This window comes from Mesorhizobium sp. P2_F5, from assembly GCF_056403715.1.
In genome coordinates this window covers 371,398-397,922 of the sequence record NZ_JBFUEY010000001.1, presented here as the reverse complement: position 1 = coordinate 397,922, position 26,525 = coordinate 371,398, and the positions used below count along the sequence as shown (strand labels likewise).

General features: G+C 62.3%; 18 protein-coding genes. 8 read left to right on the top strand and 10 right to left on the bottom strand.

Features of this window, described 5'->3' with window-relative positions:
• Nucleotides 1–60 precede the first annotated feature (60 nt).
• The 4 genes from AC1DYO_RS01845 to AC1DYO_RS01830 are packed head-to-tail and all read left to right on the top strand — an operon-like array spanning nucleotide 61 to nucleotide 7,166.
• Entirely contained in the window at nucleotides 61–1,602 is a 1,542-nt protein-coding gene (locus AC1DYO_RS01845; RefSeq protein WP_477259734.1) for a type I restriction-modification system subunit M, read from the top strand.
• Entirely contained in the window at nucleotides 1,599–2,798 is a 1,200-nt protein-coding gene (locus AC1DYO_RS01840; protein ID WP_477259732.1) for a restriction endonuclease subunit S, read from the top strand. The genes AC1DYO_RS01845 and AC1DYO_RS01840 overlap by 4 nt, the downstream gene beginning before the upstream one ends.
• On the top strand, nucleotides 2,795–3,736 hold the full coding sequence (locus AC1DYO_RS01835; RefSeq protein WP_477259730.1) for a hypothetical protein: 942 nt from the start codon (nucleotides 2,795–2,797) through the stop codon (nucleotides 3,734–3,736). The genes AC1DYO_RS01840 and AC1DYO_RS01835 overlap by 4 nt, the downstream gene beginning before the upstream one ends.
• 10 nt (nucleotides 3,737–3,746) lie before the next feature.
• Complete coding sequence (locus tag AC1DYO_RS01830) at nucleotides 3,747–7,166, top strand: DEAD/DEAH box helicase family protein (RefSeq protein ID WP_477259728.1); 3,420 nt, start codon at nucleotides 3,747–3,749, stop codon at nucleotides 7,164–7,166.
• Between the two features lie 2 nt (nucleotides 7,167–7,168).
• On the opposite strand, the gene AC1DYO_RS01825 is transcribed toward AC1DYO_RS01830, so the two are convergent.
• Complete coding sequence (locus AC1DYO_RS01825) at nucleotides 7,169–8,089, bottom strand: DUF1003 domain-containing protein (RefSeq protein WP_477259727.1); 921 nt, start codon at nucleotides 8,087–8,089, stop codon at nucleotides 7,169–7,171.
• Between the two features lie 167 nt (nucleotides 8,090–8,256).
• On the opposite strand from AC1DYO_RS01825, the gene AC1DYO_RS01820 reads away from it, so the two are divergent.
• On the top strand, nucleotides 8,257–8,811 hold the full coding sequence (locus tag AC1DYO_RS01820; RefSeq protein WP_477259725.1) for a dihydrofolate reductase family protein: 555 nt from the start codon (nucleotides 8,257–8,259) through the stop codon (nucleotides 8,809–8,811).
• Between the two features lie 99 nt (nucleotides 8,812–8,910).
• On the opposite strand, the gene AC1DYO_RS01815 is transcribed toward AC1DYO_RS01820, so the two are convergent.
• Nucleotides 8,911–12,756 (bottom strand): DUF7929 domain-containing protein, encoded by a 3,846-nt coding sequence (locus AC1DYO_RS01815; protein ID WP_477259723.1) that lies wholly within the window; start codon nucleotides 12,754–12,756, stop codon nucleotides 8,911–8,913.
• Nucleotides 12,757–12,766: 10 nt separating this feature from the next.
• Nucleotides 12,767–14,701 carry a hypothetical protein gene (locus AC1DYO_RS01810; protein WP_477259721.1) on the bottom strand — a complete coding sequence of 645 codons (1,935 nt, stop codon included), beginning with the start codon at nucleotides 14,699–14,701 and terminating at the stop codon, nucleotides 12,767–12,769.
• 509 nt (nucleotides 14,702–15,210) lie between these two features.
• On the opposite strand from AC1DYO_RS01810, the gene AC1DYO_RS01805 reads away from it, so the two are divergent.
• Together AC1DYO_RS01805 and AC1DYO_RS01800 are read left to right on the top strand one after the other, a co-directional pair.
• On the top strand, nucleotides 15,211–16,803 hold the full coding sequence (locus tag AC1DYO_RS01805) for an ABC transporter substrate-binding protein (RefSeq protein WP_477259719.1): 1,593 nt from the start codon (nucleotides 15,211–15,213) through the stop codon (nucleotides 16,801–16,803).
• A gap of 6 nt (nucleotides 16,804–16,809) precedes the next feature.
• On the top strand, nucleotides 16,810–17,670 hold the full coding sequence (locus AC1DYO_RS01800) for a hypothetical protein (RefSeq protein ID WP_477259717.1): 861 nt from the start codon (nucleotides 16,810–16,812) through the stop codon (nucleotides 17,668–17,670).
• 5 nt (nucleotides 17,671–17,675) lie between these two features.
• Here the strand turns inward: AC1DYO_RS01800 and AC1DYO_RS01795 are convergent, their stop codons facing one another.
• The 7 genes from AC1DYO_RS01795 to bcoG form a co-directional block, all read right to left on the bottom strand.
• A complete protein-coding gene (locus AC1DYO_RS01795) occupies nucleotides 17,676–18,629 on the bottom strand; it encodes an alpha/beta hydrolase (protein ID WP_477259715.1) in 954 nt (317 codons plus the stop codon).
• Nucleotides 18,630–18,684: 55 nt separating this feature from the next.
• Entirely contained in the window at nucleotides 18,685–19,467 is a 783-nt protein-coding gene (locus AC1DYO_RS01790) for a carnitinyl-CoA dehydratase (RefSeq protein WP_477259713.1), read from the bottom strand.
• On the bottom strand, nucleotides 19,460–21,538 hold the full coding sequence (locus AC1DYO_RS01785; protein ID WP_477259711.1) for an acetate--CoA ligase family protein: 2,079 nt from the start codon (nucleotides 21,536–21,538) through the stop codon (nucleotides 19,460–19,462). The genes AC1DYO_RS01790 and AC1DYO_RS01785 overlap by 8 nt, the downstream gene beginning before the upstream one ends.
• A gap of 80 nt (nucleotides 21,539–21,618) precedes the next feature.
• Entirely contained in the window at nucleotides 21,619–22,782 is a 1,164-nt protein-coding gene (locus AC1DYO_RS01780) for an acyl-CoA dehydrogenase family protein (RefSeq protein ID WP_477259709.1), read from the bottom strand.
• A gap of 5 nt (nucleotides 22,783–22,787) precedes the next feature.
• Complete coding sequence (locus tag AC1DYO_RS01775) at nucleotides 22,788–23,882, bottom strand: carnitine 3-dehydrogenase (protein ID WP_477259707.1); 1,095 nt, start codon at nucleotides 23,880–23,882, stop codon at nucleotides 22,788–22,790.
• A 2-nt stretch (nucleotides 23,883–23,884) separates the two neighbouring features.
• Nucleotides 23,885–24,508: an HD domain-containing protein gene (locus AC1DYO_RS01770; RefSeq protein WP_477259705.1), complete on the bottom strand. Its 624-nt coding sequence runs from the start codon at nucleotides 24,506–24,508 to the stop codon at nucleotides 23,885–23,887.
• A 38-nt stretch (nucleotides 24,509–24,546) separates the two neighbouring features.
• Complete coding sequence (gene bcoG, locus AC1DYO_RS01765) at nucleotides 24,547–25,458, bottom strand: 3-dehydrocarnitine:acetyl-CoA trimethylamine transferase BcoG (RefSeq protein WP_477259703.1); 912 nt, start codon at nucleotides 25,456–25,458, stop codon at nucleotides 24,547–24,549.
• 78 nt (nucleotides 25,459–25,536) lie between these two features.
• Between bcoG and AC1DYO_RS01760 the strand changes: the two genes are divergently transcribed.
• Nucleotides 25,537–26,517 carry a GlxA family transcriptional regulator gene (locus tag AC1DYO_RS01760; RefSeq protein WP_477259701.1) on the top strand — a complete coding sequence of 327 codons (981 nt, stop codon included), beginning with the start codon at nucleotides 25,537–25,539 and terminating at the stop codon, nucleotides 26,515–26,517.
• The last annotated feature ends 8 nt before the right edge of the window (nucleotides 26,518–26,525 follow it).

Below are 26,525 nucleotides of genomic sequence, written 5' to 3'. Positions count from 1 at the left end.
GATCCCCGATATCTGTAGCTTAGGGTCGCGCCGAAAGAACAGTCAGAAATCGAGGAATGAATGATCACGGGTGAGCTTCGCACAAAAATCGATGCCGTCTGGAACGCCTTCTGGGCGGGCGGCATCGCCAACCCGCTCGAAGTGATCGAACAGATCACTTACCTGCTGTTCATGCGCGGGCTGGATGAGGCGCAGCAGCTTGCGGAGAACAAGGCCAATCGGACCGGTAAGCCGATAGAGCGCCGCATCTTTCCGGAAGGCAAGGATGGTGTCGGCAAGGATGGAGGCATCGCCTACGACCAAATGCGCTGGTCCAGGCTGAAGAACAAGTCGCCGGGCGAAATGTTCACGACCGTCGCCGATCATGTTTTTCCTTTCCTGCGTACCATGGCTGAAGACGGCACCGCGCACGCCACGCATATGAAGGGCGCACGCTTCACGATTCCAACGCCGGCGCTGCTCGCCAAGGTGGTCGATTTGATCGCCGACCTGCCGATGGAGGACCGCGACACCAAGGGTGACCTTTACGAATACATGCTGGGCAAGATCGCCAGCGCCGGCCAGAACGGCCAGTTTCGCACGCCGCGCCATATCATTGCATTGATGGTCGAGATGACCGCGCCAGGGCCGAAGGACGTCATCTGTGATCCTGCCTGCGGCACTTGCGGCTTTCTGGTTGCCGCAGGCGAGTATCTGCGCGACAACCATCCCAAGCTGTTCCACGACGTTGAGACGCGCGACCATTTCCACGAGGAGATGTTCCACGGCTTCGATTTCGACGGTACAATGCTGCGCATTGGGTCGATGAATATGACGCTGCATGGCGTCGACAATCCTGACATCCGCTATAAGGATTCATTGGCGCAAGAGCACGCCGGCGATGCCGACCGCTACAGTCTGGTGCTGGCCAACCCGCCCTTTGCCGGCTCGCTCGACTATGAGACGACCGCTAAGGATTTGCTCGCCATCGTCAAGACCAAGAAAACCGAGCTTTTGTTCATGGCGTTGTTTTTGAAGCTACTGAAGCCTGGCGGGCGGGCGGCGGTGATCGTGCCGGATGGCGTGCTGTTCGGCTCCTCCACCGCACACAAGGAAATCCGCCGCATGCTAGTCGAGGATCATCGGCTAGATGGCATCGTCAAGCTGCCCTCAGGCGTCTTCCGGCCCTATGCCGGCGTCTCAACCGCCATTGTGCTGTTCACCAAAACCAATTCCGGGGGCACCGATCAAGTCTGGTTCTATGATTGCCAAGCCGACGGCTTTTCGTTGGACGACAGGCGCAACGAGCTACTTCCGGCGGAGAAACTCGGCCCAAAGGCACATCTTGATGAAGACGAACGCGCGAAGAACAACCTGCCCGATATCGCTGCGCGCTGGGCAGAGCGCCATGGCGCCGAGCGGGAGCGTCCGCGCACCGGGCAGAGTTTTTGTGTGCCCAAGGCCCAGATCGCCGCAGCAGGCTACGATCTTTCGATCAATCGCTACAAGGAAGTGCTGCATGAAGCGACGGATCATCGCCCGCCGAAGGAGATCATAGCGGAGCTGAAAGCGCTGGAGCAGGAGATTGCTGGCGGCCTCGGTGACCTGGAGGCAATGTTGTGAATATCCGCCTAGCACCAATAGGTGACTTCGTTGAATCTGTTCGGACTTGGAATCCAGCGACAGCACCCGGCTCGGATTTTCTCTACGTCGATCTGAGCAGTGTCGACCAAATTGAAAAACAGATAAAATACGCCACCCTAGTTCGCGGGTCTGAAGCCCCAAGCCGTGCGCGGCAGTTAATTAAGAAGGGCGATATTCTTGTTTCGACTGTTCGGCCTAATCTCAATGGTGTCGCAGCGGTTACCGATGTGTTCGATGGCGCGACGGCCTCAACCGGCTTCTGTGTTCTACGACCGCGTCGTGAGAAACTATCTAGCAATTATCTGATGCATTGGGTCCGCGCACCGCAATTCATTGAACAGATGGTTCGAGAAGCGACGGGGGCTAGCTATCCGGCTGTCAGTGACCGCATCATAAAGGCTTCACATATTCCGCTCCCCCCGCCTTCGGAGCAGCGGCGGATTGCGGCGATCCTGGACAAAGCGGACGCGCTACACCGCAAGCGCAAACATGTCCTTGATATGATTGATAGCCTCAGCCAGTCGATCTTTCACGAGATGTTTGGTGAGTGGATAAAGGTCGGCAAGCACTTCATTGCCTTCGGCGAAGCGGTTGAGGAATTTCGCTATGGGACGTCAAACAAGTCGAGCACCACCGGCCATCCGGTCTTGCGAATTCCGAACGTGATCGGGGGACAAATTGACCTATCTGATCTTAAGACTGTCCCATTGGAGCAGCGCGAGTTTCAGCGCCTAAGCATGCAAGATGGTGATCTTTTGTTGGTGCGGACGAACGGCAACCCCGAGTATGTAGGTCGTTGCGCCGTCGCTGATATGGAGCTTGAAAGGAAGTCGAAATTCTCGATTCACCAATATGTGTATGCATCCTATCTTATCCGCGCTCGGATCAGGCAGGACATTTTCAACCCCTATTTTGTGCAGGCATTCCTCTCATCGCCTAGTGGCAGAAAGGCGCTGTTGGAAAGGTCAAAAACATCCGCCGGCCAGTTCAACATAAATACTGAAGGTTTGGGCTCCATAATGCTACCTGCCCCAAATCCCGATTTGCAAAATAAGTTTGCGAGCCGTGTATTGCTAATTCGTCGGTATGTGGCATCGTCTTTAGCGTTGACGGTTAAGACAAAAGCGCTTTTCTCTTCTCTTCAACACCGCGCTTTCTCTGGAGAACTGAGTTGAACGGTGAGCTTCTGCCGGCCTGGCAACGTAGCTGGCATGAGATATGGATACCTTTATCTAAATCAGCAATTGCGCCCGATGATATCTTCGTCGAACTCGTAAGGAGCATCGCGGTAGTTCCGCAGCAACCAATGGCGCCGCCGTTACCTTCTGAGGACGCGTATGATGCCGACGGAATTCTGACTGAACCGGCAGCTTTGCAAGCAGTCGTTGCCTACACGGCCGCCATGTTGCAGTTTGAGTCATATCGCGACGACTATGAAACCGCCCTTTCAGGAGCTTCGGGAGTCGCGGCAAAACCGTTCTTCAAAAAGCTACATCGAGAAGTAAATAGCGAAACCGTGGCGATCGAGTTTTTGGAAATGGCGTGGTCAAGCCTCGTTGGCTATGAAAACGACCGATTGAGCTCGCGATATAGAGAGCTAGTGAGCAATTTTCTCACCAAATTTAATATTAGATATGAGCTAAGCAAACCATTCAGGTTGCACGCAACGGTCCCAGGCGTCTTCACCAAACTATTTTCTGAGGTTAAGCGGATATCAAAAGCAGACCCGCATCTAAACAATCTTTTGCTGGAGTTTGAGGAGGCGTTTAGTGATTTGAGACTCGATCGGAGTCAGTCACGGATAAAAACTTGCCTCCAAAAGCAGTTCAATTTGCTCGAGGCCTTGGGGCAAAGGTGCCCCAGCGTTACAGAAACAACACTCGGCGCGATATGCAATCAACTGGACTGGCCACACGCGACAATCAGGGATGTCGGGAAAAGGCTGTATGGGTTTCGCTCGGACTATCCAGGTGTGGGACATGGGGGCAATGCACAGGGGGTGTTAAGACAACTTGAAATGAAAGATTTTGTCGGCCTTTCTATGATGCTGGCTTCTTTCATGCCCTATGTCACCCACAACCTCGATTGTAATCACTGCTACAGCGCCGCTTAGCGGGTTTCTCATGTCCAACTTCGCTTTTCTCGCCGCCGAGTTCCCAACTGTCCACGAGGCGGCGGTGGAGGCTGAGCGACAGGCGGCGGTGTCGCCGACGGCAGCGGCGTTCTTCGCCGGCAAGACGGTCGAGCTTGCGGTAAAATGGGCATTCCGCTCCGATCCCGGCCTGAAGCTGCCCTATCAGGACAACATTGCCGCGTTGCTGCACGAGCCAAGCTTTCGCCGTGCGGCGGGCGAAGCGGTGTTCGCCAAGGCGAAGTTAATCAACACGCTGCGCAATCGCGCCGTCCACGAGGAAAGGACGATCCGTCCCGGCGATGCCGCCGGCGCGGTCAAGGAACTTTTCCACGTCTGCTTCTGGCTGGCGCGCACCTATGCACGAAAGTCCAAGCCAGCGGACGGGCTCGTGTTTGACGCCTCGGTTCTTTCGCGCCGTGACGAGACACTGAAGAAGGCGTTCGCTCATCTGAAAATGCAGCAGGAGGAACTCGACGCCAAGAACGGCGAGCTGGCAAGGCTCCTTTCCGACAAGGGCAATCTCGACGGCGAATTGAAGCGGCTGCGCGCCGAAGTCGCGGTGGCGCGGCAGGCCAGCGAGGCGACGCCCGACCGCCACGACTACAACGAGGCCGAGACTCGCGACCGCTATATCGACCTGCTGTTGCGCGAGGCCGGCTGGGCGCTCGACAAGCCGGAGGACATTGAGTTCCGTGTTGAGGGCATGCCGAACAACGAGGGCGTTGGCTTTGTCGACTATGTGCTGTGGGGCGCCGACGCTAGGCCACTCGGACTGGTCGAAGCCAAGCGCGCTCGCAAGGATGCACAGCAGGGTCGGCAGCAGGCGAAACTCTATGCAGACTGCTTGGAGGCGCGAAACCGGCAACGGCCAGTCATCTTCTATTCAAACGGCTACGAACACTGGATCTGGGACGATCAAAATTATCCGCCGCGCCAGATCGGCGGCTTCTACAAGCGTGATGAACTGGAACTCCTGATCCAGCGCCGCACCAGCCGGAAGTTGATAAGCTCAGAAGCGATCAATCGCCGCATAATCGAGCGTCCATATCAACACCGAGCCGTCAGAGCTATTGCACGTAGCTTTGAAAAGGAAGGCGAGCGTAAAGCGCTGCTAGTCATGGCGACCGGCTCCGGCAAGACGCGCACGGTCATCGCCCTGGTCGACCTGCTAATGCGAGCCGGCTGGGCAAAGCGTGTTCTGTTCCTGGCCGACCGCGTCGCTCTGGTCAACCAGGCGGCTGGTGCCTTCAAGGCGCATCTGCCGGACTCTGCCCCGGTCAATCTCGTCACCGAACGGACGAGCGAGGGCCGCGTCTTCCTCTCCACTTATCCGACGATGATGAACCTGATCGACGGCAAGGCCGACGAGAAGCGCAAGTTCGGACCCGGTCACTTTGACCTTATCGTCATCGACGAGGCGCATCGTTCGGTCTACCAGCGCTATCGGGCGATCTTCGAATATTTCGATAGCTTCCTCGTCGGGCTTACAGCGACGCCCAAGGACGAGATCGACCACAACACCTATTCGCTGTTCGACCTCGAGGACGGTGTGCCGACCGATGCCTACTCGCTAGACGAGGCGGTGGCCGATGGCCATCTCGTGCCGCCCAAGGCGATCTCCGTGCCGCTGAAAATCGTGCGCTCTGGCCTGCGCTACGACGATCTGAGCGATGAGGAGAAAGATCGCTGGGACATGCTGGAGTGGGGCGAGGAGGAGATCCCCGACAGCGTCGATGCCGCTGAAGTCAACAAGCGGCTGTTCAACACCGACACGGTTGATCTCGTCATCGCGCACCTGATGACCAATGGCGTGAAGGTCGAAGGCGGTGATCGGCTCGGCAAGACCATCATCTTCGCCAAGAACCAGGCGCACGCGGCGTTCATCGAGGCCCGGTTCAACGCGGCCTATCCAAACCTCGCCGGCCATTTTGCCCGCGTGATCACCTATGAGAGCGGACCCTACGCTCAAACGCTGATCGACGACTTTTCGAAGAAGACAAAGGCGCCTCATATCGCCATCTCGGTCGACATGCTCGATACCGGCATCGACGTCCCGGAGGTGGTCAATCTCGTCTTCTTCAAGCAGGTGCGCTCGAAGACGAAATTCTGGCAGATGATGGGGCGCGGAACCCGCCTGTGTCCAGACCTGTTCGGACCAGGCCAGGACAAAGAATTCTTTCGTGTCTTCGACTACTGCCAGAACCTCGAATTCTTCGGCGTCAATCCAGAACTGAAGGAAGCAAGCGCTGCGAAATCGCTGACGGAACGGCTGTTTGCGGCGCGGCTCGATCTGGTGCGTGCGCTGGATGAGAAGAAGCAAAAGTCCGATGGCCTGGCGGAGGATCCCACCCCTTTCAAAATCCCGGACGGCGCCGCCCTGCCACCAACCGAGAATGACATCCGGACTGAAGCGGTGAACGTTCTACGAGACACCGTAGCAGGGTTGAACCTCGACAATTTCATTGTGCGTCAGCGTCGTCGTGCAGTGGAGAAATACCAAAAGCCGGAAGCTTGGATTTCGATCGATGACGAGAAGCGCAAGGAGCTTGTCGATGAGGTTGCGCCATTGCCATCGGCGAAGCAGTTCGGCACCGAGGAAGCGAAGCGGTTCGATCTGTTGATGTTCTCGCTGCAGCTTGCGCTGCTGAAAGGGTCCAAGCGTTTCGCGACGCTCAAGAAGCAACTGCTGGAGATCGCATCGGCATTGGAAGGACAGACAGGCATTCCAGCGATCGCCCAGCAGGCCGTCTTGATCGAGGAAATCCAGACGGACCTTTGGTGGGAAGGCGTCACGGTTTCATTGCTGGAACTGGTAAGGCTGAGGTTGCGCGAGCTTGTCCAGCACATCGAAAAAGGGCGGAAAGCTGTGGTCTATTCCGACTTCGCCGATGAGATCGGCGAAGGGGTCGAGGTTGACCTCCCGCAAGTTGGCGAGGCGGACTTTGCCCGCTTCAAGCAGAAGGCGCGCCATTTCCTCAGAAAGCATGAGGATCATCTCGTCCTCCACAAGCTGCGGCAAGGCAAGCCACTGACCGCCATCGACTTGGCCGAGCTGGAGAAGATGTTGCTTGATGCTGGCATTGGCGACGCCGGCGACATCGAACGTGCTCGCGAGACCAGCCAAGGTTTTGGTCGTTTCGTGCGTTCATTGGTCGGGCTAGACCGTGCGGCCGTTCGGGACGCCTTTGGCGAGTTCCTGTCGGCGGGAACCGCTTCCGCCGCGCAGATCGAATTTGTCGACATGATCATCGAGCATCTGACCGACCAGGGCACGATGGACCCGAGCCTGCTCTACGAGCCGCCCTTCACAGACCTTGCGCCCATAGGTCCGGAGCAGGTGTTCGACGAAGAACGTGTGACCCGGCTTGTCAGCCGCATCCGCGAGATCAGCGATAGCGCGGTCGCCTAACCTCACCCCGCCACTTCGGCCTTCGCCACCCTCCTGCGCACCCTGCGGGTGGTGCGCTTCGCCTTCTTCGCACCCGTCAGCTCGTGCATGGCATCCAGCTGCATCTGCTGCATTTCGGCCAGCCGCGTCCATTGGCGCGAGATCAGATAGTCGAGCTTTTCGTGCAGGTGGCGCACTTCCAGTTCGGCTTTCAGGTTCACCCGGTAGTCGTTGAAGGAGCGCAGGCGGTCCTTGGCCTCCGTCCGTCTCTGGCTCATCATGATGATCGGCGCCTGGATGGCGGCGATGCAGGAGAGCAGCAGGTTGAGCAGGATGAAGGGGTAGGGGTCGAAGGCGCTGCTCATGCCCGCGATCAGGTTGATGCCGATCCAGACGGCAAGCACGCTGCCGAACGAGATCAGGAACCACCAGCTGCCGCCGAAGGCCGCCATATTGTCGGAGACGCGGTCGGCGAACGACCTGTGCTCCTCGAACTCCTCTTCCGAGTTTTCCGAGATCGTGTCCTGCCTGGCGATCGATTCGACCACCTGGCGGTCGAGCTCGGAGAATTCGCCATGCTCCTGCTGCAGCAACTCCTCCATGTAGCGCATGCGGTAGCGGCCGAGCTCCTCGCGGCTGATGCGGGCGCCGCGCGGCAGGTCGGGATGGTCGGAGCGGATGCGGTCGGCCAGGCTGGGCCTCAGATCGTCGATCCGCACCAGGTCGCGCTTGCGGAATTTGCGGCCCGATATCGCCGACGGCTTGCGCTTCGGCTTCAGGCGCCCGTGAACAGTGGGTTCGGAGTCCGGCACATCAGGCGCTTCGAGCGCCTCGTCGGCAACCAGCTCGGCTTCATGGTCGCCAATGGTCGGCGCTTCGAAATACTCGCCGCCGCTGTCGTTTTCGTCGGCGGCCTGCTCGGATGGTTTTGGGACGGTGCTCATGATGCCGGCTCCTGCTGTCGCGCCCACGATACGCCAAGCCGGCGCGGCATAGCCACTGTTGCGGCGCATTTCGCGCATGTCCGGATTTCAATTCTTCTTGCGACAAACCGCTTGCAGTTCGCAAGCGGTTATGCCTCATTCAGTGTGGACAAGAACGGAGAGGTCAGATGGCCAGGATCGTCTATTCCATGCTGACGTCGCTGGACGGCTTTATCGAGGGACCGTCGGGCGACATCGGCTTGCCGGTGCCCGAGGAAGAATTGCACCGGCATTTCAACGACGAGATGCGGCGGACCGCGATCGCGCTCCGCGGACGCCGGATGTATGAGGCGATGCGCTTCTGGGACAGTCCGGAGCGGGAGACCGGCGAGGAGGTCGAGGTAGATTTCGCCCGGGCCTGGCAGCAGACACCGAAGATCGTGTTTTCGACGACGCTTCGCGACGTCGGACCCAATGCCCGGTTGGTAAGCGGCGATGTCGAGACCGTTGCAAACCAGATCAAATCGCAGACGGAGGGCGAAATCTCCGTCGGCGGCGCCGATCTTGCCGCTCACTTCGCGCGCGCGGGCTTGATCGACGAATACCGGCTCTACATGCAACCGGTCGTTCTCGGCGGCGGCAAGCCGTACTTCCAGTCCGGCCTGTCGCTGACCTTGCAGCCGCTCGGCACGCAAAGCCTTGCCCAGGGCGTGACGTTGTTGCGCTACGCACCCGCCAACTGAGATTCGGCCTGGAACAGGTCGACGACACTGTGCCGCCTGAAAGAAGAACCCCGCCGGATCGCTCCGGCGGGGTTCTGAATTTTGACTCGTATCCAGATCCTATGGCTTGAAGTTGGTCGCCGGATCCCTTTGCGGCTGCGTGTCCTGCTGCGGCGTGCGCTTCGGTATCAACTGCTGAAGGATACCCGGATTGAGCAACAGGGTCGGATCAAGCGACGGCTGTTGCCGGATGGCCCTGCAGTTCGGATACCGTCCAATCGTGCCTTCCGGGCAGCGCCGCTTGATGATCGGCACGCACTGGCCACCGACCATCTGCGAGCCCGGTGCGCATTCCACCTGCGGCCTCGGCTTGCGGCATGCGCCGTTGATCACCTGGGTGCCGCGCAGGCACACGCAATCGCCGTTACCGTTGTGGACCTGGCCGCGTATGTCGCACTGTTCCTGCACAGGCCTCTTCTTGCGGCAGGCATTGCCTTGCACCTCGGTACCCCGCGGGCAGACGCAATTGCCATTGGCGTCGTGAACCTGACCGCGGATGGTGCATTGCTCGGGCTTCGGCCGGATCGGCCGGCAGGCTCCATTGCGCACCTCGGTGCCACGCGGGCAGACACAATCGCCGTCGGCGTCATGAACCTGACCACGGATCGAGCACTGTTCAGGCTTTGGCTGGATCGGCCGGCAGGCTCTATCGCGCACCTCGGTCCCACGCGGGCAGACGCAGTCGCCATCGGCGTCATGAACCTGGCCGCGTATGGTGCACTGCTCGGGCTTCTGCTTGTCGCGCACGCAGGCATTTGCCTGTCGGTCGAGATGCGTGCCGTCGGGGCAGTAGCAGCCATTGCCGTCCGACGTCGGAACCGAACCGGGGATGGTGCAGCCCGGCTTGTCGGTCTTGACGCAGGCGCCGTTCTCGAGCTCGGTTCCACGCGGACAGACACAGCGCCCATCCTCGGTGCGGATCTGGCCCTTGAGCAGCACGCACGGCCTTGGCTTTGGCTCGATGATAACGCCACCGTCGGGCGAGCACTGGCCGTTGCGGAACGTCGTGCCTTCCGGACACACGCACCGGCCTGCGTCGTTCATCACAAAGCCCGGCGAGCACTCTTTCTTCACCTGACGCTTGATGGTGAAGGGATGGCACGCATAGGCCTTGCCGCGATCGCCCTGGATGTTGGTCTGATCGCCGGACAGCACGTCGCCGCCTTGCACCCTGGTATCAGGAGACAAGACACCGACGCAGTTCCGGCCGCTGACGTCGCCCTGCAGCTTGGCCAGGCGGCCGTCGTCGGGAAGGACCACGGTGACATTGTGCACGTGGCTTTCCCCGGCGCCGAGCGTCAGGTTGGCAATACAGGACAGAGGCAGTGTCGTCGGTTCCGGCGAGCAGCCGAAGGGCGGCGAGATTGAAGTGATCTCGACACCTTCCAGCCGGCCGAGCCCGTCCACGCCGATCGCATCGCCGATGCGGACCGGACCCGAGAATGGGGTCTGGCCGTCATTGGTGATGGTGATCTCGAACGAGCAGGGCTGTCCCGGCTGGCACTCGGCATCGCCGGTCTTCTTGACGCTGATCGTGGACGTGCCACCGCCCTTGGCGCAGGCCTGGCCGATCGGGTAGACGATGTCGTCTCCCGGAGCCGGGCCATACGAGCCGCGTGCACAGTTCTCGAACGCGCCATTGGCCGAGACCGTCACGTCGAAGTGCCTGGAGGTTCCAGGCGTCATCACGGCGCCGGGAATCTGGCACGACAGCGCGTTGGCTGGAACCGCTCCGCAGGCCCATTCCGCGCCGTCGGGGGTGACGGTCTGGATCTGGACCGGCGCGCCGCCCGAGATCAGCGTGGCGGCATCGTTGACCCGCACCGGACCGGTGGGGGCAGCGGTGCCAAGGCTGATGACGGTGATGCGGCAGGAAACGACCGCCGCGCCGGCCAGCGAGCCGTTGCAGACCTTGGTTATGCGCAAGGTTGGCTTGCCGCCATTGGGATGCCGGAAGCGTTCCTTGGCGCAGGCCTTGTTGTTGGTGAGGTCGACCTCACCGGGGACAGGCTTCAGCGCCGCGCAGTTTTCCACCGAGTCCGACTGGTAGCCGGCCGGCATCACCGCCTTGACGACGATCGGCGTCGAGGCGCCCGGCATCAGCACGATGCCGGCATTGTCGCAGCGGAACTGGCCGGGGCCATTCGGTCCGCATGTCCAGGGTGGAGACGGGCCGAAGGTCGAAGAGGCCGGCGCGCCGCCCGGGTAATTGTCGATGACCGTCAGCGGCCCATTATAGGGGACGCTGCCATTGTTGATGATGTCGATCACGAAGTAGCAGATGCCGTCGGGCGTGCAGACCGGAATGCGGGCACGCTTCTTCAGGATCAGGTCGACCTTCTTGTCGACCGGCGGCCGGCAATCGCGGTCGCGATCGCCACGCCGGCAGATCGGGATCGAGGCGCAGCCGCGATCGTTCTGCTGGCTGCCGAACAGCGGCTTGCCGCTGGCGCCATAATTGTAGGTGGCGCAGTTGCGCAGCACGCTGCCTTGCCAACCGCCCGCCGGCTTGAAACCGAGCTTGAGGTTGACGGAGGCACCCGGATTGAGCGTGGTCACCGGATAGGTGCACGTCATCGGCGTCACGCCGGGCACGCAGACCCAGGGCGGATTGGGCCCTGAATCCAGCGTCGAGCCGGCCGGCAGCGTCACCTCGTCGAGCACGATCTTGCCGTGATACGGCCCGTCGCCGACATTGGTGACCTTGATGGTGAAGTCGCAGCCGCCGCCCATCGTGCAACGCGTCACGTCGGCGCGTTTCTCGACCTTGAGGTCTGGTTCCTTGTCTTTGGGCGGACACCTCAGGTCACGCGGAATGACGATGTCGATGGTCTGCGTGCAGCATAGCCCCCAACCCTCCTTCGGGCCGGCATAGGTCTCGATGCCGGTGACAATGAGGTGGATGACGTCGCCGGGCGATGCGCCGACGATCTTCCAGTTGAGCACGCCGCCGCCCGCCGGCACCAATTGGGTGTCGGGGATGATGGTGATGCCGGGGGTGGTCGTCGACACCTGCACCCACTTGCCGCCCATCTCCGGGCCGACAGGCATGTGGTAGATGAAGGCGCCGCCGCCTTGCACGCAATCGACCGTGCCGCGCTCCACCTTGAAGCATTCCCGGTCGGGAGGCGGAGGCCGCTTGTCACAGTTGGTGAGGTCGATCTTGATCGAGGTCTTGGCGCCGGTCTTGTAGTCGCCATCATCGGGCTTGCCCGGATCCTGCGACGGGATGATGGTCCCGGTGCCGGCTCCGTTGCTCACCTTGATCAGGCCCTGATTGTCGATGACGGTCGGCGAGGGAAACGCCGCATGGTCGATCTTGGCCGTGATCTGGAAGTTGATGACGCGTTCATTGGCGGCCCCCGCGCCGTCGAGATCGGCGGCGGAGAGCCGGAAATCAGACACGGTTGCCGTATCGTTCGGACCAGCCGAGGTGCTGATCGAAACGCCGGGCAATGGTCCGCCCGACGCGTCCGTGCCGTCGCCCGACACATGCGCGCTGACGATCGAAAGGCCGTGCGGAAGCTGGTCCTTGAACTCGATCTTGAGCGTTTTCAGCAAGCCGGCCAGGTCGGCAAAGGCTTGCGCGTCGCCGCGCAGGCCGAAACTCAGAGAGTAGACGACGTAGTCGCAGCTCCGCTGGGTGCCTTTCTTGGTGAAGAACGGCACGACCCGTTCCGGCCTCGGATTGATGATTTTCGAATTATCGAGGTCGAGCCGCAGTTCCGGCGTGATCGGGACGGCGTCTTCGGCGTGGCTTGCCACAGGGGTGTACATGGCGACCGCGATACCGGCCGCCATCAGCCAGCGCGCGCCGCGCCTGGCGTATGACAGGGGTCTCATGATGGTCTCCATGACGGTTTTCTGGTTGCGCGTCGCGGTGGGGGAAAGTGCAGAAATGTTCATCTCTCCCTCCTCAACGTTCGCAGCTGACGGCTGGGGTTCTGAGCGGCAAAGTCATCTTGCAGCAAGGGTAGTAGCCACCCTTGTCCTTGTCGGACTGCCTGTAGAAGCAAAGTCCAACATCGACTCTGTCGCCCGGAGAATGGCCGGTGATGTCGACCGTGTAAGGCTTGCCGGGCGCATGCGACTGGGGTGATGTCACCCCGACGCCTGGCGTCCTGGACTGGGCCTTGATCGAATCGCCGCCGAAGCCGGCATGGTCATGGAGATAGAGGTCGGCCTGGAGGCCGCGAGGCGTGCAGTAGAACTGAACATCCTCGACATCGATGCACGGAGGCAGGTCGCCGGGCGGTGGGAAATCCGGCGGATAGAAGGGCGGCAGATACCCGCCGGGGATCTCTTCATAGTAGCCGGCACGGCCTTCGCAGGGGTGCCAGACCTCGACATCGCCGACATGGCCTTCCACCTCTGGGTCTTCGAAATAGCCGTCGAAATCGACGAACCACGACCCGAAGGGCGGCACGTTGGCCGGCTTGACCAGCGGCGTCGGCGTGATCTGTACGCCGTGCACGGCAAGCGGCCCGCCGGCGGCGAGCTGGTCGGCAAGTGTCGGGTTGTCGCGCAGCTTGTCGCCGGTGTTGACCAGCGTGTCGGTGCACACACCGGTGTCGAGATTGCCGTCGGCGTCATAGCCATATTGCAGGTCCAGCCCGCCGGCCGACTGCCGGTTGCCTTGCGGGAAGCCGACCGCATATTCCTGCGGCTCTTCCACCCACTCTGATTCCGTCGCCGGATCGTCGGGGTTTTCGCGCCAGTAGCGGATGACTTCGCCTTTGCCGGAATCGGCGAACTGGCTGTAATCGTAGCGGTTTTCCACCGGGCCGCGCTGCGCCAGGTACATGAAGCCCTGGTTGTCGAAAGCGATGTCGGTGACGGCGTAATCCTTGTCGGCCTTGACCGTTAGCTCCCAGCGCGGATCGCCGGCGAAGCTGCCGTCGCGGGCAATGCCCACCGACCAGATCTCGGCCTTTTCGCCGACCGAATAGTAAACCCGGCCGCCATGATAGGCGACGGACCAGACGCGGCGCTCGTCCTGCGTGTAGCCCCAGCTGTCGGGGTCTTCCGAGTCGAAGGCAGCGCCCTGTATGTCCATCACCGCGCCGTCGTCGGCGACGGGCGCCAGCCCATGCGCCGGCCGCCCGGCAACGCCGTGATCGAACGTATCGATCAGCGTGCCGATGGCGTCGATGCGGTGGATGAGGCCGGTATCGAGGTCGCTGGCGAAGAACTCGCGGTGATTGCTGTCGAACGTGACGTCACTGATGCCGGGACCGCTGTTGGTGTCGATGTCGGCAAATTTGGAGACGGCGCCGGTAATGCCGTCGATCTTCCAGATCGTGCCGGGACCGCCACCGTTTTCGGTGCCGAACTGGCCGTCCATGAACACGGCGCCGGCTGTGCCGCGGCGCTGCCGCTCGGGCCGGCCGTCGGAATCTTCGTCAGGGGTGACGATGCGAATGCCGTGCAGCGAGGTGGCGCCGGCATAGAGGTTGGGGATGCCCGAGGGAACGCCGTCGCGCACGCCATCATCATAGGTGACGGCGAACACCTGGCCGATCTGTTCGGCCGTCACCTCGAAAGGCGGCGGCGTGTAGACGAGCTGGCCGGAGGCTGGTCCGCCCAGCGCCGAAACGTCGAAAACGCGCAAGGTAGCGCGCGTCGTGTCGATGAAGGTTTCGTCGACCGGGTCGACACCGGGCGGCAGCCCTTCGTCGAAATTGGGAATGACAGTGCCGGAAAATCCGGTCACGGCCATCGAGCCGGGATAGATGATCTGGGTTTCCTGCGCCCGGGCAGCTGTGCCCAACCAGAGCGTGGCGCTCAGCGCCAGGGCAAGCAAACCGCCGCTCAGTTGGAGCGAACGGCGAAAACCGCTTGGAGATGGCATGGATGTGCCGCGATCGCAGGACATAAAACTCCCCCCGAAGTTTTCGGGAGGAACATCCGGTCCCGCCGCGCGAGTCAGGGCAAGGCGCGGCGTTCCGGCACGTTCGTCCCTGATCGAATTGTCTGCTTTCCTCATCCTCACGATACGCCTGCTCCTACGCAGGGTCAACGGAATCAGCCGAAAGCCCAGCGCATCGACCCCGTCCCGAAGGCGGTGGTCGCGCTGAGCTTGCGTTGGTCCCGGAGACCGTGGAGCCTCTAGGGTCCTGGTCATTGGGGGCGTCCTTTCCGGCCCCGCACCATGCGGCGCCTGGTCGTCAGTCGCAGGCTGGAACGGAAAGGTTCATGCAAAACGGCGGCTGGGTCTGTTTGCCATTTCACAGAAGTGGCGAACGGCTCTTTGTGTCAGGCAACTCAGAATGGAAACCAGCCTGGCGCGAAAGAACTGGCCGGCTTACTTACCGTCAGTGCCGCCTTCTGCTAGCGTCTTCCCAACCCTGGGGGGGTACCATGACACGCAGGCATTTCGTTCTGTTGCTGGCCGCGCTTTTTCTATGTGCGTTGCCGGTTCATCAGTCCGTAGCCAAGACCTTGGTCTACTGCACCGAGGTCAGTCCGGACACGTTCGATCCCGCACTTGCCTCCGGCGCGCGCGACGCCTCGGCCACCGCGCTCTACAACCGCATCGTCGAGTTCGAGCCCGGCACCACCAAGGTGCGCCCCGGCCTTGCCGAACGCTGGGAGATTTCCGACGACGGTCTCACCTACACATTCCACCTGCGGCATGGCGTGAAATTTCACAGCATCGAGGGCTTTACGCCGAGCCGCGGCTTCAACGCCGACGATGTGCTGTTTACCTTCGACCGGCAGGGCAATGCGCAGAATCCGTTCAACACTTATGCCAAACGCCAGTACATCTACTTCGACGGCATTGGCATGCCGGGTCTCGTCGCCGGCTGGCGCAAGCTTGACGACTACACGGTCGTGATGACGCTGAAGGCGCCGCATTCGCCGATGCTTGCCGATCTGGCGTTGGATTTTGCTTCGATCGTGTCCAAGGAATATGCCGACAAGCTCGTCACCGAGAAGCGGCTGCTCGATCTGGCGCTGAAGCCGGTCGGGACGGGTCCGTTCCAGCTTGTCGACTATCAGCAGGATGCGGTCATCCGCTACAAGGCCAATCCGGACTACTGGCGCGGCAAACCGAAGATCGACGATCTCGTCTTTGCCATTACCGCCGATGCCAGCATTCGCATGGAAAGACTGCGCGCCGGCGAATGCGATCTCATGCCCTATCCAAATCCGGCCGACCTGGAGGCGATCGAGGCGACGCCCGGCATCAAAATCATGCGGCAGGAGGGCCTCAACACTGGATACCTCGCCTTCAACACCTTGCAGAAGCCCTTCGACGATCCGAGGGTGAGAAAGGCGATCGCCATGGCCATCGACACCCAGGCGCTGGTCGATGTCGTGTTCCGAGGCACCGGTAAAGTCGCACGCAATCCGCTGCCGCCGACCTCCTGGGCCTATGACAAGACGAGCCCCGATCATGTCTTCGACCCCGCCGCCGCCAGGCAGGCGCTCGCCGATGCCGGCATCAAGGACCTGCACATGAAGATCTGGGCCATGCCGGTGCAGCGTCCGTACAACCCGAATGCGCAGCGCATGGCTGAGATGATCCAGTCGGACCTGGCAAAGATCGGTGTCAGCGTCGACATCGTCACCTATGAGTGGACGGAATACCTCGCCCGCTCAAAGGCACGCGACCGCGACGGCGCCATGTTGTTCGGCTTCACCGGCGACAATGGCGACCCCGACAATTTCCTGTCGGTGCCGCTTGGCTGCGCCGGCGTCGGCACCACCAATCGCGCCAACTGGTGTTTCCCCGCCTTCGACAATTTGCTCAAGCAGGCGGCCGGGATCGTCGACCCCGCTGCCCGCGCGAAACTCTATGCGCAAGCGCAAGCGATCTTCAGGGAGCAGATGCCGTGGATCGTCATCGCCCACTCCGTGGTCTCGATACCGATGCGAGAACGGGTGACCGGCTATGTCATGGACCCGTTTGATCACCATGATTTCTCGGGCGTCGATATCAAGGAATAGCGGCTCGTGGCGGCCGATCTCGATGTCTATGTGGAAAGCCTGCGCAATTTCCGCCTTGTGCGGGGCTACAGCATCGCGCAGCTGCTGCCCTACCTGGAACAGGCCGGATTGACGGTGCGCCTGCTCGATCGGCCCGCCCGCCATGATCGGGCGACGGCGGCCCTATTGCACATCGACCTGACCGTGGTCCCGCCACCCTACCGTGACATCGGCCAACGCTACGAGCGCACGATCAATGGCCGCGCGCTGTCCATCCACAGGTACCTCTATTCGACGCTGAAGCTGGAGGCCGGCGACAGCCACAAGGGGCCGGTTATCGTCAAGACTGTCCTCAACTCCAGGGGCCGGCCAGAGCAGCGCTGGTGGCAGCACCGCAACGGCTTGACCCGGAGCGCTCACGCCATCCGCAAGCTCTTCGACCCCGGCTACAAGGAACGCCTGTGCCCACCTTATCAGGTCTACCAGACGATCGCGGAGGTTCCGCCGGATGTATGGCGCAACGATCGCCTGATGGTCGAGAAATTCGCCTTCGATACACTCGACCTGCCCATCGTCAAGCATCGCTACATGTTCCTGCTTGGCGCCGAGATCAACATGCGGCAGGTCTTTGATGATGTGTTGTGCGCCGGCTCAAAAATACTAAGCAATGAGGTGGGCGGCGCCGTCCCGCCGGAGGTGCTGGCGGTGCGGCAAAGGCTCAATCTGGATTTCGGCGCCATCGACTATTTCATCGTCGACGGCAAAGGCATTGTCGTCGACGCCAACAAGACCGTCGGCTCAAATCCGGAATGGCTGAAGAAAAACCGCTTTCGCCAGGAGTTCAACGATCGCATGGCCGAGGCGCTGATCGCCTTTGTTCGCGGCTGAGCCGTTCACCAGATCCACTCGCCTCTGCCAAGCACCGAGACCGCCTCGACGATGCGACTGAACGAGGCTCGGGCACGGCCGACCGTGTGCCTGGCCCGGAGATAGCCGTGCACCAGTCCTGGCTCTTCGAACCAGGTGGCATGGCCGCCGGCGGCAAGGATGCGGTCGCGATAGGCCTCGCCGTCGGATGACAGCGGGTCGCACTCAGCGGTGATCAGCACTGTCGGCGGCAGGTTGGTGAAATCGGCGTCGGCCAGCGGCGACAAGGTGATGTCGCCGGTCCGATCCACACCACCGGTGCGGATGTGCTTATAGAACTCGATATCGCGCACCGTCAGCATCGGTGCCTCGGCATGCGTCACATAGGAGCCCTTCGACCGGTCGCCGAAAAGGCCGGCATAGATCAACACCTGACCGACCGGCCTTTTGGCGTGACCGCGCGTCGCGTGGGCGACGGCGGCGCAGAGATTGCCACCGGCGCTGTCGCCGCAGAGCAGGACAGGTTGATCGTAGGTTTTGGCCGCCCATTCGAAGGCATGCAGCGCATCGTCGAAGGCGGCGGGGTGCGGATGCTCCGGCGCCAGGCGGTAGCCCACGGAGACCACCTCGAAGCCAGTGCGAGCGCAAAGCTCGGCGCAGACATCGTCGTGGCTGTCGAGCCCGCCGAGGATGAAGCCGCCACCATGGACGTAGAGCACCATCGCCGCCTTGTTAGGGGTAGCGCTGCTGCGATAGATGCGGATCGGGATGTCATGCGCCGCAATGATTGTCGTTTCCGCCGTCACACCATCGGGATAGCCGGCAAAGAACTCACGACACATCCGGTCATAGATCGCGCGCTGCTGGGCAATGGTGTAGTCGATCGTGTCGGGCGGATAATAGGAATTCGTCCGTTCGATGAAGGCCCAGGTCTCGGCGTCGATGAGGGTTTTGGGGGGGGGGTGGGCCGCGCGGCGCATCACCCCACCCCGGACCTTCGGTCCGACCCTCCCCATCGAGGGGAGGGTAAAGAGGCTACTTCCCCTTCCACACCGGATCGCGCTTCTCGGCGAATGCGCGGAACCCTTCCATGTTGTCCTCCGAGCCATAAAGCGCATCGACGGTCGCCAATTGCCTCCGCGTCACGCGGTTCATCGCGTCCTGGAAGGTCAGCGCCTCGGCCACCCGCGCCGTCTCCTTGATCGCCGCGAACACCAGAGGCGGGCCGCTGGCGAGCAGGCGGGCGATCTCCCAGACGCGGTCCTCGAGCTTTTCCTTGGGCAGCACTTCGTTGACTAGGCCCCAGCGATGCGCCTCGGCGACATCCATCCAGCGGCCGGTGAGGAGAAGGTCCATGGCGACGTGATAGGGAATGCGCTTGGGCAATTTGATCGTCGCGGCGTCGGCCAGCGTGCCGGCACGGATCTCGGGCAGCGCGAAGGAGGAATGGTCGGAAGCGACGATGAGGTCGCAGGACAGCGCCAGTTCGAAGCCGCCGCCGACCGCCATGCCGTTGACGCAGGCGATGACCGGCTTGTTCATGTCGCGCAGCTCCTGCAGGCCGGCAAAACCGCCAACGCCATAGTCGCCGTCGACGGCATCGCCACCGGCGGCGGCTTTCAAATCCCAGCCGGCGCAGAAGAACTTGTCGCCGGCGGTCTTGACGATGGCGACGCGAAGCTCCGGATCGTCGCGGAACGCCTTGAACGTTTCGCCCATCAGCCGCGAGGTCTTGAGGTCGATGGCGTTGGCCTTCGGCCGGTCGAGCGTGACCTCGAGGATGGTGCCTTCGCGGCGGGTCGAAATAACGTCAGACATTCTTCTTGTCTCCCAGCACCAGCAGCGCGTCGGCGATCCAGGCGCCCTTGCCCTCGGCGCAGACGATCAGCGGGTTGATGTCGAGTTCCTCGATCTCGCCGGCATTCTTCTGCACGAAGTCGGCAATGCCCGCGATGGCCTCGATGGCAGCCGCGACATCGGCTTTCGGCCGGCCACGATAGCCCTCGAGCAACGGGAACAGTTTCAGGCGGCGCAGAGCGGCCTCAATGTCGTCACGCGTTGCCGGCAGCATCAGGGTGACGCTGTCGCGCAGCAGCTCGACCAGCACGCCGCCGGTGCCCAGCGTCATCACGGCGCCGAACATCGGGTCGCGGGTGAAACCGACGATCAGCTCGGCGACGCCGTCGCGCACCATGCGCTCGACATAGAGCCCGGTGCCGAGTGGCAGCAGATCATGCGCCGCCGTGCTGACGGATTCGGCGTCCTTGAGGCTCAGCCTGACGGCGCCGACTTCCGACTTGTGGGTGACGCCGAGCRCTTTCAGCGCCACCGGGAAGCCGAGCGCCATCGACGAGATGACGGCCTCGACCGCATTGGCGGCCCGTTCGCCCTTTGGCACCGGCAAGCCGGCCTTGATCAGCCGCTCCTTGGCTTCGGCCTCGTCAGGCGTCACATGGCCGCCTTCGGAAGCGCCCGCGGCCGACGTGTCGATGGGCTGCGCCTGCGGCTCGGCCCAGGCCCAGCCGATGAAGGCTGCGGCACCCGCGGCGTCCATGGCCTCGGAGATGCCGAACAACGGCACCATGCCGCGCGCCATCAGCTCGGCGGTGTATTCCTCCGGCAGGTTCTCCGGCAGCGACGAGACGATCGCGCCATGCGCAGTGTTGGTCTTCAGCGCCGATTCGAAGGCGCGCAGCGTCGCCCACCAGTCGGTGACCGAGCAGCGATCCGGGCGCGGAAAGTCGAGCACCAGCATGCTGAGGTCGAAGCCACCCGACACCATGGCGGTGAAGGTGGCGGTCATCGCCGGCTCGTTGTTCCAGATGAAGGTGTGGTAGTCCAACGGATTGGCGACAGCGACCAGCGGCCCGAGCGTCGATTTGACATGGGCGCGGTGCTTGCTCGTGAGCTCCGGGAAATTGACCCAGCGGCCCTCGGCGCTGTCGGCCATCACCGAGGCTTCGCCGCCCGAGCAGCTCATCGACGACAGCCTGTAGCCGGGCAGCGGCCCGGTGACATGCAGCAGCTTCAGCGCCTCGATGAAGGCGGGGATGGAGTCAACGCGCGCAATGCCGAGCCGCCTAAGAAAGGCGCCTGAGGCGGCATCCGAGCCGGCGAGCGATGCGGTGTGCGAGACCGTTGCCTGCCTCGCCTGTTCGGAGCGGCCGACCTTCATGGCAATGATCGGCTTCTTCAGCTCGCGCGCTCGTGCGGCCAGCTTCTCGAAGCCGGCTACCGAATCGAAGGCCTCGATGTGCAGGCCGAGCGAGGTGACGCGGTCGTCCTCGATCAGGCCGAGCGCCATTTCGGACAGGCCGGTCTGCGCCTGGTTTCCCGCGGTCATCAGAAAGGCGATCGGCAGGCCGCGCTTCTGCATCGTCATGTTGATGGCGATGTTGGAGGACTGGGTGATGATGGCGACGCCCTTGGCGCCTTCGGGCAGCCTGATGCCGCCATGCTGGTCGGGCCACAGCAGCGCGCCGTCGGCGTAGTTGATCAAGCCATAGCAATTCGGCCCGATGATCGGCATCTGGCCGGCAGCAGCCACCAGTTCGGCCTGCAGCCGCTCGCCGTCGTCGTCATAGGCCTCGGTTTCGAGAAAGCCCGCGGCAAAGCAGACGCCGCCGCCGGCGCCACGCTCGGCCAGCGCCTTGACCACCTCGATGGTCAGATGCCGGTTGACACCGACAAAGGCAGCGTCGGGCGCACCGGGAAGGTCTGCAACAGAACGATAGGCCTTACGGCCGGCGACCTCGTCCTTGGTCGGGTGCACCGGCCAGATTTCGCCGGCAAAACCCATCTTGATCGATTGCGCGACGACGGCAGCAGCCTGCGCCCCACCGAACACGGCTATGGATTTTGGGCGCAGGAGACGTTCAAGCTTGTGCATATTTCCCGTCTTTTCTTTAAGTCTTTGTTTTGATGCATGTCGTTCTCCCAAAACCGCTTCGCACTTTTGGGCGACATGCACTATGCCCCGAACGGGCGCAGCAGCGCCCGCGAAATGATGTGGCGCTGAATCTCCGAAGTGCCTTCCCAGATGCGCTCGACGCGGGCGTCGCGCCAGATGCGCTCCAGCGGGAGGTCATCCATCAGCCCCATGCCGCCATGGATCTGGATCGCCTCGTCGGCGACGAAAGCGAGCATTTCGGTAGCCTTCAGCTTGGCCATGGCCATGTCCTGATCGGTGACGGTGCCCTGATCGTACTTCCAGCCAGCTTCGAACACCATCAGGTCGGCGGCCTTCAATTCGGTGGCCATGTCGGCGAGCTTGAACGACACGCCCTGGAACTTGCCGATCTGCTGGCCGAACTGCTGGCGCTGCGCGGAATATTCGATGGCATGGCCGAGCGCCCGCTCGGCGCGGCCGAGACAAGTGGCGCCGACCTGCAGGCGGGTGGCTCCGAGCCAGGAATTGGCGACCTCGAAGCCCTTGTGCATTTCGCCCAACACCTGGCTCGCCGGCAGCCGGCAGTCGTCGAATTCGAGGATGGCGTTGGTGTAGCCGCGATGCGAGACGTTGCGGTAGCCGTCGCGCACCGCAAAACCCTTTGTGCCCTTGTCGACGAAGAAGGCGGTGATCTTCTTGCGCTTGCCACGCGGCGTTTCTTCCTCGCCCGAGGCCATGAAGACGATGGCAAAGTCGGCAAGATCGGCGTGGCTGATGAAATGTTTGGTGCCGTTGAGCACCCAGTCATCGCCATCCTGCACAGCAGACGCCTTCATGCCGCGCAAATCGGAACCGGCGCCCGGCTCGGTCATCGCCAGGCAGTCCCACTTCTCACCGCGGATACACGGGAACAGATACTTTTCGCGCTGCTCAGGTGTGCCGGCGAGAAGGATGTTGGAGGGGCGCGCCACGCAGGTCCAGTGCAGCGCGTAATTGGCGCGGCCGAGTTCCTTTTCGTAGAGCAGCCAGGTCACCGTATCGAGGCCGGCGCCACCGACATCGGCCGGCATGTTGGCGGCGTAGAGCCCGGCCTCGATCGCCTTGACCTTGATCTCTTCGATCAGCTCGCGGCGCAGCACGCCGGTGCGCTCGACCTCACGTTCATGCGGGTAAAGCTCATTTTCGACGAAGGCGCGCGTCGTCTCGACGATGAGCTTCTGTTCCTCCGACAGCCCGAAATCCATGGTCTTCAGCCCTTCTTCATTTTCTTTGGCTTCTCGGCTTTCTTCACCGGCTTCGACGCCTTGGCCTTTTCGGCGGCCTTGGAAGCGGCCGGCTTCTTCGCCGCCAGCTTGGCCAGCTGCTTGGTATAGTCCTTGTGCAAGGCGCCGGCGCCCCACCCCTTGCCTTTGTTCTGCTTCGACAAAGCATCCATGATCGCGACCAGATTGTCGTCGCGGATCTTTTCCAGTTCGCGGATCGACAGGCCGTGCGCCTGGTCGTCCGACTGGGTGGCGATCAGATCGACCAGCTCGTCGTTGAACTCCGGCACGTCCATCAGCTTGGTCCACGGCCATTTGAGGCACGGCCCGAACTGCGCCATGAAGTGGCGCATGCCAGCTTCGCCGCCGGCAACGCGGTAGACCTGGAACATGCCCATCTGCGCCCAGCGCAGGCCGAAGCCATAGCGCATGATGTCGTCGAGTTCCTCGACCGTGCAGATGCCGTCCTTGATCAGCCACAGTGCCTCGCGCCAGGCCGCTTCCAGCAGGCGGTCACCGACAAAGGCCTCGATCTCCTTGCGGATCACCACCGGCTTCATGCCGATCGAGGCATAGATTTCCTTCGCGACTTCGATCGCCTCGGGGAACGTCTGCTCGCCGCCAACGATCTCGACCAGCGGCAAGAGATAGACCGGGTTGAAGGGATGTCCGACAACCAGCCGCTCCGGATGCTTCTTCATCGCCACCTGCATGTCGGTCGGCTTGATGCCGGAAGTCGACGAACCGACAATGGCGTTGGCCGGCGCATAGAGATCGATCTCGGCCAGCACGCGATGTTTCAGGTCGAGCCGTTCCGGCACGCTTTCCTGGATGAAATCGACATCTGCCACCGCCTCGGCGATGGTCTTGGCGAAGGTCAGCGTGCCTTCCCTAGGCAAGCCGCCGGGAACCATCTGCTTGTACGCGCGGCGCGCGCCCTTCATCACTTCCGAGACCTTGCGCGACGCCTCCGGATCGGGATCGAAGATCGACACGTCGATGCCGTTGAGCAGCAGCCGCGCCACCCAGCCGGCGCCGATGACACCGCCGCCAATGGCAGCCGCCTTGTTGATGACGCTCATGGTCAGGCTCCGGTTCTTGTCTTGGCTGTTTGAGGGTCGATGAGAGGCACACGCTCGCCGGCGCGGATGACGGAAGCGTCGTAGGCCTTGCGGGCAAAGACTTCGAGCACGAAGGGCCGGAAGAATTCGACCGGCAGCGTGTCGTAGTCGGGGTCGAAGCTCGACTGGTCCCAGCGTTCGCAGAACTGGTCGCAATCGTCGAAATAGGCATAGCCGGCGAAGCGGTCGCGCGCATGGCGGTTGCCGCCGAGATGATGAGCAAAGTAGAGGCGCTGGAAGTCGCCGTGTTTCTCCACCACCCAGGTGCATTGCTCGCGCACGAAGGGTTTCAGGATCGAAGCCGCGTATTCGTCGTGATTGTAGGGCGCATAGATGTCGCCGATGTCGTGCAGCATTGCGCAGGCGATCCAGTCGGTGTCGGCGCCGTCGCGCCAGGCGCGCGTCGCCGCCTGCAGCGAATGGCCAAGCCGGGTGATCTTGTAGCCGGACAGGCCCTCGTCGAGCTGGACCAGCGCGTCGAGCAGCCGTTCGCCGGTCTTCGCCGCATAGTCGATCTCGTGCTCGGTAAGGAAGGCGTAATCCTCGCGGTCGCCATCCTTCATGGCGGTGAACTTCACGGTCTTCATCGGCGGCTCCTCCTTAACCGATTTCTGGCTACCCTTGCTCAGACTGGCGCGCGCTTCGTCAGATTGAGCTTCTTGCGCACTTCTTCCGGCCCAAGGATACTGGCGCCGAGATTTGTGACGATGCTGGCGGCACGCTCGACCAGCTGCGCGTTGGTCGCCAGCACACCCTTGTCGAGCCAGAGATTGTCTTCGAGCCCGACGCGGACATTGCCGCCGGCCAGAACCGCTGCTGCGGCATAGGCCATCTGGTTGCGGCCGATGGCGAAGGCCGACCAGTTCCAGGTCGACGGCACATTGTTGACCATCGCCATGAAGGTGTTGAGGTCGTCCGGCGCGCCCCACGGCACGCCCATGCAGAGCTGCACCAGCGCATCGGGGTTCAGCACCTTTTCCTCGACCAATTGTTTGGCGAACCAGAGATGGCCGGTGTCGAAGGCTTCGATCTCCGGCTTGACGCCGAGCGCCGTCATCATGCCGCCCATGGCGCGCAGCATGCCGGGCGTGTTGGTCATGACATAGTCGGCTTCGGCGAAGTTCATCGTGCCGCAATCCAGCGTGCAGATTTCCGGCAGGCACTGGCGCACATGTTCCATGCGGTTGGTGGCGCCGCCCATGTCGGTGCCTTTTTCGTTGAGCGGCAACGGCGCTTCGGGTGAACCGAACACCATGTCGCCGCCCATCCCGGCGGTGAGGTTGAGCACCACATCCACATTGGCGTCGCGGATGCGCTCGGTCACCTCGCGGTAGAGATGCACATCGCGGCGCGGCTTGCCGGTTTCGGGGTCGCGGACATGGCAGTGGACGATCGCAGCGCCGGCCTTGGCCGCATCGATCGCCGAATCGGCGATCTGCTTGGGCGAGCGCGGCACGTGCGGCGAGCGGTCCTGCGAACCACCGGAGCCGGTTACTGCACAGGTAATGAAAACCTCACGGTTCATCGCAAGCGGCATGGAATTCTCCTCCCAGTCAAAACAGAGCACAACATTGCTCGACTTGCGGCAGACTGCTTTGCGCTTTACGAAGGTGGCATGATAAAAAACGAAAAAACGACAATCTTTCGCTCCGAGCAGTCGCCGCTCAAGGTTACGCTGCTGGTGTTTTCCGGAGCATCGATCATGTGCGTGGCATGCGCCGTTGATCCGCTGCGTGCCGCCAACCGCATCGTCGGCGAGACGCTGTTCGATTTCAAACTGGTCTCGGTCACCGGCGAGGCGCCGGTCACCACGTGCGGCCTGCCCGTGGCGGTCAGCGGCCGGTTCGATGCGACGGAACCGACCGATGTCCTTGTCGTGGTCGCGGGCTTCGGTACGCAGAACTATGCCACGTCAGCCTTGCTCGCCGGCCTGCGCCGCGCGGCGCGGGCGGCCCGCGCCTGCGGCGGCGTCGAGGCGGGCACATGGCTGGTGGCGCGTGCCGGCTTGCTGGAAGGACGTAGCGCCACCACCCACTGGGAGGACATGGAGGATTTTTCGTCCGCCTTCCCGGGCGTCGACGTGCGCCCCGACCGATACATTATAGACGGGCCGGTCTTTACCACAGGCGGGGCGTCGCCGACCTTGGATCTGATGCTGCACCTGATTCGCACCCGGCTTGGTATGGCCGTGGCGCTGGATGTGGCAAGTTCGTTCATCTACGACCAGGCCCGCGCCGCGACCGACGCGCAGCCGCTGGTCTCGCTCGGCCGACTCGACGGCTACGATCCGCGTCTGGCGCAGGCGATCAGGCTGATGGAATCGCATGTCGACCAGCCGCTGACCATCGATGCGGTGGCAAAACGCGCCGGGGTGACGGCGCGGACATTGGAGAGCATTTTCCGCAAGTCGATCGGCGAGACGCCCGGCGCCTATTATCTCAGGCTGCGGCTGGGCGCGGCGCGGCGGCTGGTGGTCGACACGAGGATCGCCATGGCGGATATTGCCGGGCGGACGGGGTTCTCGTCCGCCGCGGCATTTTCCAGAGCGTTTTCAAGAGCTTTTGGCGAAGCCCCGGTCAGGCTGCGCCGACGATAATCATATCC

What these genes read in the sequence shown, in the direction of transcription:
- AC1DYO_RS01815 (WP_477259723.1), bottom strand. Translation starts at nt 12,756, where the DNA reads ATGAACATTTCTGCACTTTCCCCCACCGCGACGCGCAACCAGAAAACC.
- AC1DYO_RS01810 (WP_477259721.1), bottom strand. Translation starts at nt 14,701, where the DNA reads ATGCCATCTCCAAGCGGTTTTCGCCGTTCGCTCCAACTGAGCGGCGGT.
- AC1DYO_RS01830 (WP_477259728.1), top strand. Translation starts at nt 3,747, where the DNA reads ATGTCCAACTTCGCTTTTCTCGCCGCCGAGTTCCCAACTGTCCACGAG.
- AC1DYO_RS01790 (WP_477259713.1), bottom strand. Translation starts at nt 19,467, where the DNA reads ATGTCTGACGTTATTTCGACCCGCCGCGAAGGCACCATCCTCGAGGTC.
- AC1DYO_RS01795 (WP_477259715.1), bottom strand. Translation starts at nt 18,629, where the DNA reads ATGCGCCGCGCGGCCCACCCCCCCCCCAAAACCCTCATCGACGCCGAG.
- bcoG (WP_477259703.1), bottom strand. Translation starts at nt 25,458, where the DNA reads ATGCCGCTTGCGATGAACCGTGAGGTTTTCATTACCTGTGCAGTAACC.
- AC1DYO_RS01820 (WP_477259725.1), top strand. Translation starts at nt 8,257, where the DNA reads ATGGCCAGGATCGTCTATTCCATGCTGACGTCGCTGGACGGCTTTATC.
- AC1DYO_RS01760 (WP_477259701.1), top strand. Translation starts at nt 25,537, where the DNA reads ATGATAAAAAACGAAAAAACGACAATCTTTCGCTCCGAGCAGTCGCCG.
- AC1DYO_RS01770 (WP_477259705.1), bottom strand. Translation starts at nt 24,508, where the DNA reads ATGAAGACCGTGAAGTTCACCGCCATGAAGGATGGCGACCGCGAGGAT.
- AC1DYO_RS01780 (WP_477259709.1), bottom strand. Translation starts at nt 22,782, where the DNA reads ATGGATTTCGGGCTGTCGGAGGAACAGAAGCTCATCGTCGAGACGACG.
- AC1DYO_RS01775 (WP_477259707.1), bottom strand. Translation starts at nt 23,882, where the DNA reads ATGAGCGTCATCAACAAGGCGGCTGCCATTGGCGGCGGTGTCATCGGC.
- AC1DYO_RS01805 (WP_477259719.1), top strand. Translation starts at nt 15,211, where the DNA reads ATGACACGCAGGCATTTCGTTCTGTTGCTGGCCGCGCTTTTTCTATGT.
- AC1DYO_RS01825 (WP_477259727.1), bottom strand. Translation starts at nt 8,089, where the DNA reads ATGAGCACCGTCCCAAAACCATCCGAGCAGGCCGCCGACGAAAACGAC.
- AC1DYO_RS01845 (WP_477259734.1), top strand. Translation starts at nt 61, where the DNA reads ATGATCACGGGTGAGCTTCGCACAAAAATCGATGCCGTCTGGAACGCC.